General features: G+C 69.1%; 11 protein-coding genes. 5 read left to right on the top strand and 6 right to left on the bottom strand.

Annotated elements, in window-relative coordinates; translation table 11 throughout:
- Positions 1–5: 5 nt before the first annotated feature.
- A complete protein-coding gene (locus tag VNS22_RS00280; RefSeq protein ID WP_325728558.1) occupies positions 6–1,007 on the bottom strand; it encodes a Gfo/Idh/MocA family oxidoreductase in 1,002 nt (333 codons plus the stop codon).
- Entirely contained in the window at positions 1,004–1,786 is a 783-nt protein-coding gene (locus VNS22_RS00275; protein WP_325728557.1) for a creatininase family protein, read from the bottom strand. The genes VNS22_RS00280 and VNS22_RS00275 overlap by 4 nt, the downstream gene beginning before the upstream one ends.
- Positions 1,787–1,961: 175 nt before the next feature.
- Between VNS22_RS00275 and VNS22_RS00270 the strand changes: the two genes are divergently transcribed.
- The 4 genes from VNS22_RS00270 to VNS22_RS00255 are packed head-to-tail and all read left to right on the top strand — an operon-like array spanning position 1,962 to position 6,087.
- Positions 1,962–3,242, top strand: a complete 1,281-nt coding sequence (locus tag VNS22_RS00270) for an ABC transporter substrate-binding protein (protein WP_325728556.1) — start codon at positions 1,962–1,964, stop codon at positions 3,240–3,242.
- A gap of 16 nt (positions 3,243–3,258) precedes the next feature.
- Positions 3,259–4,137, top strand: a complete 879-nt coding sequence (locus tag VNS22_RS00265) for a sugar ABC transporter permease (protein ID WP_325728555.1) — start codon at positions 3,259–3,261, stop codon at positions 4,135–4,137.
- A gap of 2 nt (positions 4,138–4,139) precedes the next feature.
- Positions 4,140–5,027: a carbohydrate ABC transporter permease gene (locus VNS22_RS00260; protein ID WP_325728554.1), complete on the top strand. Its 888-nt coding sequence runs from the start codon at positions 4,140–4,142 to the stop codon at positions 5,025–5,027.
- Positions 5,028–5,034: 7 nt separating this feature from the next.
- Positions 5,035–6,087: a sn-glycerol-3-phosphate ABC transporter ATP-binding protein UgpC gene (locus VNS22_RS00255; RefSeq protein WP_325728553.1), complete on the top strand. Its 1,053-nt coding sequence runs from the start codon at positions 5,035–5,037 to the stop codon at positions 6,085–6,087.
- An 8-nt stretch (positions 6,088–6,095) separates the two neighbouring features.
- Here the strand turns inward: VNS22_RS00255 and VNS22_RS00250 are convergent, their stop codons facing one another.
- From VNS22_RS00250 to VNS22_RS00235, 4 genes are all read right to left on the bottom strand, one after another.
- Entirely contained in the window at positions 6,096–7,220 is a 1,125-nt protein-coding gene (locus VNS22_RS00250; protein ID WP_325728552.1) for a zinc-dependent alcohol dehydrogenase family protein, read from the bottom strand.
- 126 nt (positions 7,221–7,346) lie between these two features.
- Complete coding sequence (locus VNS22_RS00245; protein ID WP_325728551.1) at positions 7,347–8,813, bottom strand: heme peroxidase family protein; 1,467 nt, start codon at positions 8,811–8,813, stop codon at positions 7,347–7,349.
- A 229-nt stretch (positions 8,814–9,042) separates the two neighbouring features.
- The gene (locus VNS22_RS00240) at positions 9,043–10,413 is read right to left on the bottom strand and encodes an aspartate aminotransferase family protein (RefSeq protein WP_325728550.1); all 1,371 of its coding nucleotides are present in this window, start codon (positions 10,411–10,413) and stop codon (positions 9,043–9,045) included.
- 19 nt (positions 10,414–10,432) lie between these two features.
- Entirely contained in the window at positions 10,433–11,416 is a 984-nt protein-coding gene (locus VNS22_RS00235; RefSeq protein WP_325728549.1) for a phosphotransferase enzyme family protein, read from the bottom strand.
- Positions 11,417–11,563: 147 nt separating this feature from the next.
- Between VNS22_RS00235 and VNS22_RS00230 the strand changes: the two genes are divergently transcribed.
- Positions 11,564–11,970, top strand: a 407-nt coding sequence (locus VNS22_RS00230; RefSeq protein WP_325728548.1) for a GreA/GreB family elongation factor, incomplete at its 3' end; no start/stop codon positions are given.

The raw sequence follows: 11,970 nt of genomic DNA, 5'->3' as shown, positions 1-11,970 counted from the left end.
GCCGTTCAGCGGATCACGTCGACCGGCTGGCCGCTCCTGGCGGATTCGGCCAGCGCGTCCAGCACCGGAACGGCGTCCAGCGCCTCCTGGTGATGCTGCAGATAGGGACGGCCGGAGAGCGTCGCCTGGATGAAATGGTCGAGCTCGTCGGCGAGATCGCCGACGATGCGGCCGTTGATCTCGGGCCAGAGATGGGTGTCGCCGCCGCTGGTCCCATCCTGCCCCACCACGTAGAAGCCCTGGTCGCTCGTATCGACATAGGCCGCGGACCTGGTGCCCACGACCTCCATGGCCGAGCGGAAGCCGTTCATCAGGCCGTCCGGCCAGGCCCAGCTATAGTCGATGCTGCCGATGGCCCCGTTCTCGAAGTTGACCACGGCATAGAGCACGTCCTCGTTGCCGGTGCCCAGCGTCTGGCACTTCTGTGCATAGACGCGGGTGATCCTGGAGCGTGCCAGCCACTGCATCGCGTCCACGTCGTGCACGCCCATGTAGAACAGGATCGAGCTGGCGGCGCCCAGGCGCCTCGCGGTGGCGCGGGTGCTGTTGCGCTTGGCGCGCAGATGGATCGGCGTGCCCAGCCGCTCGGGTGCTGAGGCGTGGAAGAGCTGCACGTAGCGCGGGTCGAAGCGCAGGATGTGCCCGACCATCAGGCGTACCCCGGCCGCTTCCACCGCTGCCACGATCCGCTTGGCCGCCGCCGTGTCATGGGCCAGCGGCTTCTCCAGGAGGATCGCCTTGCCAGCCCTGGCGGCGGCGACCGCGGCCGCCTCGTGCTGCCGGTCGGGCAGGCAGATGCTGACCGCATCCAGGTCGGGCAGCGCCAGCAGCTCGTGGAAATCGGCAAAGCAGCGCGCCCCGGTCCGCGACCCCACCGCGCGCAGGGCCTCTGGGTCGCGGTCGCAGATGCCGACCAGCCTGGCCGACGGGTGTGCTGCGTGGATGGCGGCATGGCGCGCGCCGAAGAAGCCCAGGCCGATCACGCCGACCCTGAGAATGGCGCTCATCGCCCTCCCTCCGGCATGGCCCAGCCCCGGAAGTCGTCGATGAAGGCGGCGAGCTCCCCGGCGGAAGCGTCGAAGAAGGCGCTGCCCGCCTCAGCTGTGGCCAGCGCCGGGTCGCCCAGCGTGCCGGTGGGCGAGAGGTCGGCGAAGTCGTGATAGGTGCGCACTGGCGAGCCGCCCAACAGATCGGTCGTGAGGTAGCGTGAGCCCGGGTCCGGATAGGTGGTGGACGCCTCGTCCATCCGCACCAGCTCCGGGCGCAGGTGCAGCATCATCGCGGTCTCGAACTCGCAGGCATGGCCCATCCCGCCCGGCTTGGAGCGACGCAGGCGGGCGATCGTGTCGCGGGCGAGCTGGAAGTAGGTGAGTGCCGCGATCCGCGCCCGGCCATGGTGCCGGTGGCCGAGCGTGGCCGCCAGCACGTCGATCACGCCGCCATTGCCGCCATGGCCGTTGACGATCAGCACCCGCCGGAAGCCGTGCGCCACCATCGAGCCCACCACGTCCTCGACCAGCGCCATCAGCGTCTCGGCGCGCAGGGTGATGCTGCCGGCAAATCCCATGTGGTGGGCGGAGAAGCCGTACCAGGGCGGCGGCAGCACCACGACCGACCCGGCCGAACGCTCCGCGGCGGCCAGCGCCAAGCGGTGCGCCAGGATCGTGTCGGTGCCGAGCGGCATGTGCCGGCCGTGCTGCTCGACCGAGCCCAGCGGCAGGACCAGCACGGTCGCGTCGCGGTCGAGCGCCGCCACGTCGGGTGCGGTCAGTTCCTCCAAGCGCATCTCGCCTCCTGCCCGGATGCAGGCATCGCTCCCCGCACCGCCTGGCCTACGCGGCATGACAAATCTGGTTGTCACTGGTCCGGATTGGTCGGTAGGGTTTCGTCGGGTAGCTCCGATGTCAACGACCAATTGGTCGCCGGCGCCGGGACAGGGTGCTGGCCGGGAGGTAAGAACGATGAAGCGCAGGACAGTGCTCGCCGCCGCCACGCTGCTCGCCGGCAGCTTCATGGCCCAGCCAGGCCACGCCCAGGACATCACGTTGGAGTTCGTGGTCTGGAATTATTCTCTGGAAACCATCCAGGACAATATCCGGCAGTTCGAGGCGGCCAATCCCGGCATCAAGGTCAACCTGACCGACTATACCTGGCCGGACTATCAAGACAGCCTGATCCTGCGCATCCGCGGCAACACGCCGACCGACGTGGTCTATGGCGGTCAGGATTGGTTGCCGGCCTGGGGCTCCGCCGGCTTCATTGCACCCTTGGAAGACGTGGCGCCCAAGGAGGAGATCGAGGCGCTGGCGAACGACATCGCCGGCTTTGCCCGCACCGACGTCACCTATGACGGCAAGATCTACGGCCTGCCCTACTACGCCGACACGATCTCGTTCATCTACAACAAGAAGATCCTGGCCGATGCCGGCATTGCGGTGCCGACCACCTGGGAGGAGGTCACGGCCGCGGCCGAGAAGCTGAAGGCGGGCGGCATGGATAAGCCGATCGTCTACGAGTACAATCAGGAGTTGCCGAACTTCTACGACGCCTTCGTGGCGCAGGCCTATGGCCGGGGTGCGGAGCTGTTCGACGCGGAGCTGAACCCGCTGTTCGCCGACCCGAACAACGGTGCCTACCAGCAGCTCGCCTGGCTGGCGGATGCCTGGTCCAAGGGACTGGTGCAGGCCGAGACCCACGAATCCAAGATCATCCCGGCGATGAACACCGGGCAGCATGCCTTCACGATCGTCTATACCTACGTGCTGGCGGCACTGAACAACGTGGCCGACCAGCCGCGCGCCGGCGAATTCGCCCTGGCGCCGATGCCGGGCGAGACCCACTCCACGCTGGGCTTCGCCAAGTCCTACGTGATCACCAGGCAGGCGGCGGACGACCCGGAGCGGGCCGCTGCGGCCTGGAAGCTCGTCAACTTCATGGCCGGCAAGCCCTACACGGTCGCCAAGCGCTGGGCAGTGGAAAAGGGCCTGGGCTTCGGCCAGCTGCCCCTGTTCCAGGACCAGGACGTGATCGAGGCCTGGGGCAAGTGGGCCGATGTGAAGGAACTGGGTGCCCAGGCGGAGCGGGCGCGGGCCGGCACCTATACCGAGTTCAGCTCGGTCTGGTCGGCCTATTTCCGGCCGCTGCTCGCCAAGGCGATGGTCGGCGAGGCCAGCGTCGAGCAGACCATGAAGGATGGGGCGGAGCGCTGGAACCAGCTCAAGGAGCAGTTCGCCAGCCGCTGACCCGCCGGCCGTCCCCATGTGGGAGATCCGCCGCTATCCGGCACTCTGGCTGCTCCCGGCCCTGCTGCCGGTGGCGCTGATGACGCTCTACCCGGTGGCCTATGCGCTGTGGACCAGCCTGCATTCGGTGATGCTGCTGTTCCCGGGCGAGCCGTTCGTCGGCCTCGACAACTACCTGCGGGTCATCCAGAGCAACTACTTCCAGGATGCGCTGACCAACTCGCTGGCCTTCACGGCGGCGGCAGCGCCCCTGGTGGTGGTGCTGGGCACGCTGATCGCGCTGTTCCTGCGCCGCCGCTTCTTCGGTGTGCAGGTGGTGCGCTCGATCGTGCTGCTGCCCTGGGTGCTGCCGGGTGCCATCAGCGCGGTCCTGTGGATCTGGGTGTTCCACCCGAGCTTCGGCGTGCTGAACGGGCTCCTGCGCGACCTCCATCTGATCGAGGGCTCGATCGGCTGGCTGACCTCGCCGCGCCTGGCCTTCGTCTCGGTGGTGGTGGCCCATGTCTGGACGCAGATCCCGTTCACCGTGGTGTTGGTGATGGCAGCCCTCGCTGCGATCAACCCGGAAACGCTGGAAGCGGCCGCCATCGACTGCAAGAGCGCGTGGCGGCGCTTCTGGTATGTGATCTTTCCCGAGATCAAGGCGATGATCGTGGTGCTGATCGTCTACAACGCGCTCACTGCCTTCACGAGCTACGACCTGGTCTATGCCATGACCGGCGGCGGGCCCGGCACGGCCACGACGCTGCTGTCCTTCCAGATCTGGCGGGAAAGCTTCTCCATGTATGATTTCGGTGCAGGCTCCGCGGTGGCCTTCATCGTGGTGCTGATCTCGGCCGTGCTGATCCTGGCGATCACCCGGGCGCTCCCGTCCGACCTGTTCGGGAGCGAGTGACGGTGGCGGGCCGGGCGAACCCCTGGACCACCGGGCTGTTCGCGGCCCTGATCCTGCTGTTCACCGGCGGCCCGGTCCTTCTGTCCCTGCTCGGCAGCCTGATCCCGGACCGGGTGCTGCTCGACCAGGGCAGCAGCCTGTTCGCCGAGGGGCTGAACTTCGACGGCTACCGCTACGTGTTCACCGGCGAGCTGCCGCGCGCCTACCAGGCGGAGAACGCCAATCGGGCGATGATCTCGGATGCCGCCCGGCAGGTGCCGGCGAGCCTGGTCAACAGCGGCATCATCGCGCTTTCCGCGATGGTCTTGAACATCCTGCTGGGGGCACCCGCCGCCTTCCTGTTCGCCCGCTACCTGTTCCCGGGCAAGAAGCTGTCCTTTCTGTTCCTGATCCTGAGCCCGCTCGTGCCGGCCGTGGCGCTGGTCACGCCGATTTACATCATGCTCCAGTCCATGGGCCTGCTCGGCACCCGCACCGGCATCATCCTGGTGCATACGGCCAGGGCCCTGCCGTTCACCGTGCTGATCCTGTCGGTGTTCTTCCGCAAGATGCCGGCCGAATTGTTCGAGGCCGCCACGCTGGACCATTGCAGCCGTTTCCAGGTTTTCTGGCGGATCGCCCTGCCGCTGGCGCTGCCATCGATCGGCGCCACCGGCCTGTTCGCCTTCATGCTCTCCTATTCCGAGTACATGTTCGCGATGGTGCTCTCGGGCGATGCGGGGGCGCGGCCGGTCTCGGTGGTGATGGCGGCGCTCGCGCGCAACACCGACGTGTCGTGGAGCCTGCTCAACACCGCCATCTTCATCGCGATCGTGCCCACGTTGGTGCTGGTGGTGCTGGTCTGGCGGTTCGTGGTCGAAGGGCTGCTCAGCGGCTCGGTCAAGGGATGACATAGCGGTGGCATCGGTCGAGCTCAGGAACGTCACCAAGCGCTTTGGCGCCTTCACCGCGGTGGAGGGCGTCGACCTGTCGATCCGGGACCGCGAGCTGGTCGTGTTCGTGGGTCCGTCCGGCTGCGGCAAGTCCACGCTGCTGCGCATGATCGCCGGGCTGGAGTCGATCACTTCCGGCGAGCTCCTGATCAGCGGGCGTCCGGCCAACCAGGTGGCGGCGGCCGACCGCGGCATCGCCATGGTGTTCCAGTCCTATGCGCTCTACCCGCACATGACCGTGCGGGAGAACATGGGCTTCGCCCTGCGCATGCTCGGCACGGACCGGGCGGAGATCGAGCGGCGGGTGCGGGCGGCGGCCGCGACGCTCCAGCTGGAGGGCCTGCTCGACCGGCGGCCGAAGGAACTCTCGGGCGGGCAGCGCCAACGGGTCGCGATCGGACGGGCGATCACCCGCGAGCCGGACGTGTTCCTGTTCGACGAGCCGCTCTCCAACCTCGATGCCGGGCTGCGCGCGCAGATGCGGGTCGAGATCGCCCGGCTGCACCGCCAGCTCGACACCACCATGATCTACGTCACCCACGACCAGGTCGAGGCGATGACGCTGGCCGAGCGGATCGTGGTACTCAACGGCGGCCGGATTGAGCAGCAGGGGGCGCCGCTGGAGCTCTACGAGCGCCCCGCCAACCGCTTCGTCGCAGGCTTCCTTGGGCAGCCGCGCATGAATTTTGTGCCGCTGGATGGCACTGGTGGTCAGGTGGCGTCCTGGCTGGAACTCCTGGCACCGCCAAAGCGGTCGGCGACGCTGGGTGTGCGGCCGGACGGGTTCGAGATTTACGCAGCGCCTGTGGCCGGCACGGTGCCGGCGGAGGTCGTGCTGGTCGAGCAGCTGGGCAATGTCAGCTTGGTCCACCTGCGCATCGACGGCCTTCCCGACCTCCTGACCGTCGAGCTGCGGGACAAGTCCGACCTCCGTCCCGGCGACAGCGTGCAGCTTCGCCCGCAGCCGCGCCGGAGCCATGTGTTCGACAGCTCGGGCGCGCGCATCGACTGGTCATGACGCAAAGGTCAGGGCGTGATGACGTGGCGGATGGTCCGGCCCGAAGCCAGCAGGTCGAAACCTTCGTTGATGTCGGCGAGGCTGCCCCGGCTGGTCAGCAGGCGGTCGACCGGCAGCCGGCCGGCCCGGTAGAGCGCCACGAACCGCGGGATGTCGCGGCTGGGGATGCAGCTGCCGACATAGCTGCCGCGCAGCGTGCGCTCCTCGGCGACCAGGCGCACGGGGTTGAGCGGGAAGCGGGCGGCCGGATTGGCAAGGCCGGCCGTGGTGGTGACGCCGCCGCGGCGCGTGAGATCGAAGGCCAGTTCCAGGGCCCTGGCCGAGCCCGCCATCTCGAGCGCGTGGTCGACGCCGCCGCCGCTGGCAGCCCGCACCGCCTCGACGACACTGGGATCGCCGGCGTCGAAGGTTTCGGTGGCACCGAGGTCGCGGGCGAGTGCCAGCTTGTCCTGGGCGAGGTCGACCGCGATCACCTGCGCCGCACCGGCGGCCACGGCACCCAGCACGGCGCTGAGCCCGACGCCGCCGAGGCCCACCACCGCCACCGTCTCGCCCGCCCGGATCCGCGCGGTATTGGCCACGGCCCCCACGCCGGTCAGCACAGCACAGCCGAACAGGGCAGCGATCTCCAGGGGCAGTTCGCGGTCGATCTTCACCAGCGAGCGGCGCGATACGACTGCATGCTCGGCAAAGGCCGACACGCCAATATGGTGGTGTACCGGCTGGCCACCCAGGGACAAGCGTCGCTCGCCCGACAGGAGGCTGCCCTGGCCATTCATCGCGTTGCCCGGCTCGCACAGGGCCGGTCGGCCCTCGCTGCAGCAGGTGCAGTGCCCGCAGGACGGCACGAACACCATGATCACGTGATCGCCCGGCACCAGGTCGTCGACTCCGGCCCCGCACTGCTCCACCACGCCCGACGCCTCGTGCCCCAGCACCATCGGCACGGGCCGGGGGCGATCGCCGTTGATCACCGACAGGTCGGAATGACAGAGGCCTGCGGCGCCGATCTGCACCAGCACCTCGCCGGGCCCGGGCGGCGCCAGCTCGACCGTCTCGATGGCGAGGGGGCGCGAGGCCGCGAACGGCGGAGCCTTGGGCGCCTCGTGCAGGACTGCTGCGCGGATCTTCACTGCGGCTCCTCCCATGGTCCGGACCGGCGGGAGATCACCGCCACGACGATGGCCGCGTCAATGGCGGAATAGGCCGGGCGAGCCAACGCCCGAGGCATCGGCTCGCGGCTCTCGGGCAGGCGACCGTCAGGCGGCGCGGTTGCGCTGGCCGTTACCGCCTGGCCATTGCCACCGCTTGTGGGCCGGCATCGGGGCGTCGTCGCCCGGCAGGGCCGACACGTCCTCGGATTCGAGGGTGGTGCCGAGCGTGAGGTTGACGAGATCGGTCATGGTGAACCGGCCGGCATGACGGGAGGGCAGGGTCGGCGTCCAGCGCGGGTCCTGGGCCAGGAACGAGGCCCGGTCCGCCAGGAGCAGCGCCACGAAGGTCCGGGCGACGATCTCCGCACCCACGCCAGCGAGCCGCTGGCCACCGGCCCGCCGCTCCGCCTCGCGCAGGATGTAGAACCACAAGGGTGCCGGGCCGTGTCCGCCCTCGACACCCTGCCAGAGCTCGGCCTCGCTCAGGGCAGGCTGGCAGAGGTAGGCGGCGACGTCCTGGCCGGACGGCAGGCGCAGGTCCAGGCCGCGCTGCAGGTTGCGGGTCACCAGCGAGCGGAACGTGTCCGGCGTGCCGGGCGGCACGACCCCGTCCGGCAGGCGCAGCAGCACGGTCGAGATCCGCGTGTCCAGGAACTTGCTGGGCTGGGCATCGGGCCCGAAGAAGGCCTGCCAGTCGACCCGCAGCTCGGGCGGCACCGGCCGTCCGCCGCGCAGGTCGGTCACCGCCTCCTGGGCGGACGGGTCGTCCGGGAACAGGGCGGCCGCCCGGTCAGGACCCAGCAGGTAGCCCGGCCGCACCTGGCTGTGGCCCAGCCGGTAGGCGGCGACACTGAACTCCACCGGCATGAACGGCTCGGCCGGGTAGAGGAAGGCCGGATCCGCCAGGGTCCGCTCGACCAGATGAGTGCCGACCGTGCGGGCCAGGAACTCGTGCAGCACGATCCACTGATAATGCCAGCGGACCAGCTTCTGCGCCGCCTCGAACCGCTCCCGGCCACCGAGCACCGGGTCGGTATGGTCGTCCAGCACCTTGTTGTGGAACTTCAGGAACAGGAGGTGGAGCTGGGAGACGATGATGTTCTCGTCGTTGCGCGGGTCACCGATGATCGCGGTGCCCTGGCGGTTGCGCGGCAGGTCGCCCCCATCCTCGGAAACGAGCAGATGGAACGGCTTGGCGCGGTCGTAGAGGAAGGGCTGTACGGCCGGGCCCAGCCCGTAGACCGAATCCAGCTCCAGGGCCGGCGTACGGAAATTGTGGGTGGCATTGACGTCGACCTGCTGCTCCAGGATGGAGGTGGCATCCAGCGTCAGGTCGTGGTCGATGAACTGGCCGAGAAAGGTGTAGCCGGCCTTGATCCGGGGGTTGTTCTGCGAGGTGTCGCTGGGCGGCGGGTTGCCGCCATCCATGGCGCCGCCCGCCCGGCCGAGTTCCGCCGGGCTGGGCGCGAACTCCCGCAGCGAACGCAGTTCCGGAAACATCCGGCCGAAGCGGCCGGTCGACGCAAAGCGGCCACGCGGCGCATCCAGGCCGCGATCGGCAAAACCGTGCATGTCCGATTCCTCGTTGCGATGAGTGGGGAACTGCCGTGGGCCCTGCCGAGGCCGGCGAGAATGCCGGCCATTGCTGGAAAGGGAGGGGCAGGATCGCGACGAGACTATCCGGACAGCGGGAAAATACCTGCAACGTCGATCCGGCGGCCGCGGGGGAAACGGCCGGGCGGGTGATCCTGCCCCACGCCCGGAACTTATCCTGGATCGGACGAATGCTTGGTGATCTGCGTCACCTCGAGGGAGCGGCCACTTCCTCCAGCACCTCGCCCAGCGCCCCGACCAGTTGATCCGCATTGTCCTTCGAGAAGACCAGCGGCGGCCGGATCTTCAGGACATTGCCGTGCCGGCCGGCAGCCCCGATCAGGATCTGCTTGCGGTGCAGCCCGTTGATCACCCGCGTCGCCAGCTCCGGGGCCGGCTGGCGGGTCAGGGGATCGCGCACGAACTCCACGCCGACATAGAGCCCGGCACCGCGCACATCACCGATCTCCGGATGGCCGTTGCCGGCGAGGCCGCGCAGGCCGGCGCGCAGGTGGCGGCCGACCGCGGCCGCGTTCTCGGCGAGCTGCTCGTCGCGGATCACGTCGAGCACGGCCAGCCCCGCCGCCGCGGCCACCGGGTTGCCGCCGAACGTGTTGAAGTAGCCCACACTTTCCGTGAAGGCCTCCAGCAGCTCGCTGCGCGACACGACCCCGCCCATCGGGAAGCCGTTGCCCATGGGCTTGCCCATGGTGACGATGTCCGGGAGGACGCCATGGCGCAGGAAGCCCCACATCGCGTCCCCGGTCCGCCCGAAGCCCGGCTGAACCTCATCCGCGATGAACAGGCCGCCTGCCCGGTGCACCGCGTCGATCGCCGGCTTCAGGAAGCCCACCGGGTCGGCATAGATGCCGTCGCTGGAGAAGATCGTGTCGGCCAGGAAGGCGGCAAAGCCGAAGCCGGACTCCTCCAGGCTGTCGATCGCCTCCTGCAACTCGGCGGCGAAGCGCTGGCCAAGATCATCGGTGGGCGCATGATAGACGTCTGGAGCCCGCACCACCCGGACATGCGGCGGCAGCGGCTTGCCCGGCATTGAGGAGGGCGAGACCTCGGTCACAGCCAGCGTGTTGCCGTGATAGGCGTTGTCGGTAACCACGATGCCGCGCCTGCCGGTGGCCGCGGCGGCAATGCGCAGCGCCAGGTCGTTGCTCTCGCTGCCGGTGCAGGTGAAGGTCACCTTGTCCAGCCCGGCCGGATAGGTGGCGAGCAACCGCTCGGCATAGGTGTGAATGATGTCGTAGAGATAGCGGGTATGGGTGTTGAGCGTCGCCGCCTGCCTGGCGATCGCCTCTACCACCCTTGGGTGGCAGTGCCCGACCGAGGGGACGTTGTTGTAGACGTCCAGGTAGCGTCGCCCATCCGCCGTGGTCATCCACACGCCCTCGGCCGAAACGACATGCATCGGCTCCTGGTAGAACAGGACCGAGGTCGGGCCGAAGGTCTGCTGCCGGCGCTGGACCAGCTCCGCGGTGGCAGGGGGCAGCCCGCCCGCCTGCCGCGCGTCGAAGGCATTGAGCGCCAGGATCTGCTGGCTCTCGGGAAGGGTCGCTGCGTCCGGCACGGGGTCTTCTCCGGCGATGTCAGGCGTGTTCGGTGAGAAAGCGTTCGGCCATGGCCACCGTGCCCTCGGTATAGGGCACGCCCATCTCCTGGGCGGTCGGCGTCTCGGCGTGCGAGGCGATCCAGGCGGTCAGCAGGACCCGGCGCAGCATCAGGAAGACCGGCATCATCGCCAGATCCTCCGCACTCACCGGGGCGACACTGCGATAGCCCTCGATCCAGGCCGCCTGCAGCGCCGGGATCGCCGGATCGTCCTCGAAGAAGCTGACCGCGGCGGCGAAGTCGTACATGAACCAGGAGAAGCCGCAGTCGTCGAAGTCGATGATGCCGAGCCGGTCGCCCTCCACCAGAAGATTGGCCAGGCGCAGGTCGGCATGGATCAACCCGAAGCGATCCAGGCCATGGCCGTAGGCGGCGAGGCGGCCGGCCAGCACCTGCGCCGTGCGCTCCAGGACGGCGCGGCCCTCGGGCGTGAGGCCCAGCCCGGCGCGCCAGTCGCCCCAGAGCGGCCGGCTGCCCAACATCGCGTCGAAGTCCCAGGTCTTGCGCCGGAAGCTGCCCGGGCGCTGCCAGACACGCGTGTGGCCGTGCAGGCGGGCGCTGATGGCACCGAGCTGGCGGAACCACGGCACCGAATCGGCGGATGCCGCAGGTTCCTCGCCGCTCATGAACTCGAAGGCCGCGACATGGCGGCGGTTCGCACCCTCGCCGAACGCGCCCAGCAGCCGGCCATCGGTGGTGGGCAGCGGCCTGGGCGTGGCGATCGCGTCATCGGCACGCAGGGCGCCGATCCAGGCCAGCTCGGAGAGGATCTCTTCCTCGGTGTGGTAGGCCGGGCGGTGCACGCGGAAGACGATCGGCGCGTCGCCTGGGGGCTCGACCAGGAAGGTAGCGTTCTCGGAGATGGTCAGCAGGCGCAGCTTCGTGTCGCCCGGCAGGCCCCAGCCCGGCAGTGCCGTGCGCAGGCCGCTCTCCAGCCGTCCCAGGAACGCAGCGTCGTACATGAACCCCTCACGAGCGATAGTGGCAGATACAACGATTCTTGTGTGAGTTTCAACAACGGTACCGTCCTGCCTCGGACGGTTGCGCCCGCGGTCGACGCGGGTCTAGCCTCTTCCATTGGGACAGGCAGCAGGGCAGGCGAGCAAGAAATGAGCCGCGCGTTCGTGAAGGAGCCGGACGGCGACAGCGCCATCGACGAGTTGCCGGATCGGCCGATCAGCCCGAACCGCAACCTGATCACGCCATGGGGCCATGCGCGCATCCAGGCGATCCTCGCCGAGTGGCGGCGCCAGGAGGCCGCCACCCCTGCGGATGACCGGGCGGCGCAGGCCCGGATCGGCCGGGAGCTGCGTTACTGGCAGGCGCGGGTGGCCAGCGCCGAGGTGACCCCACCGCCGGCACGGCCGGAGGAAGTTCGCTTCGGCTGCCGGGTGACGCTGGCACGCGCAGATGGCAGCCGGCAGACGCTGGGGCTGGTGGGCGAGGACGAGACCCGGCCGGAGGAAGGCCTGATTGCCTGGACGGCACCCCTGGCCCAGGCGCTGATCGGGCTGGA

It is taken from the genome of Geminicoccus sp., assembly GCF_035556675.1.
GTDB lineage: Bacteria > Pseudomonadota > Alphaproteobacteria > Geminicoccales > Geminicoccaceae > Geminicoccus.
This window is presented reverse-complemented; position numbering and strand designations above follow the sequence as displayed.

Coding starts and splice junctions, on each gene's coding strand:
- VNS22_RS00280 (WP_325728558.1), bottom strand. CDS start 1,007: ATGAGCGCCATTCTCAGGGTCGGCGTGATCGGCCTGGGCTTCTTCGGC.
- VNS22_RS00275 (WP_325728557.1), bottom strand. CDS start 1,786: ATGCGCTTGGAGGAACTGACCGCACCCGACGTGGCGGCGCTCGACCGC.
- VNS22_RS00270 (WP_325728556.1), top strand. CDS start 1,962: ATGAAGCGCAGGACAGTGCTCGCCGCCGCCACGCTGCTCGCCGGCAGC.
- VNS22_RS00265 (WP_325728555.1), top strand. CDS start 3,259: ATGTGGGAGATCCGCCGCTATCCGGCACTCTGGCTGCTCCCGGCCCTG.
- VNS22_RS00245 (WP_325728551.1), bottom strand. CDS start 8,813: ATGCACGGTTTTGCCGATCGCGGCCTGGATGCGCCGCGTGGCCGCTTT.
- VNS22_RS00235 (WP_325728549.1), bottom strand. CDS start 11,416: ATGTACGACGCTGCGTTCCTGGGACGGCTGGAGAGCGGCCTGCGCACG.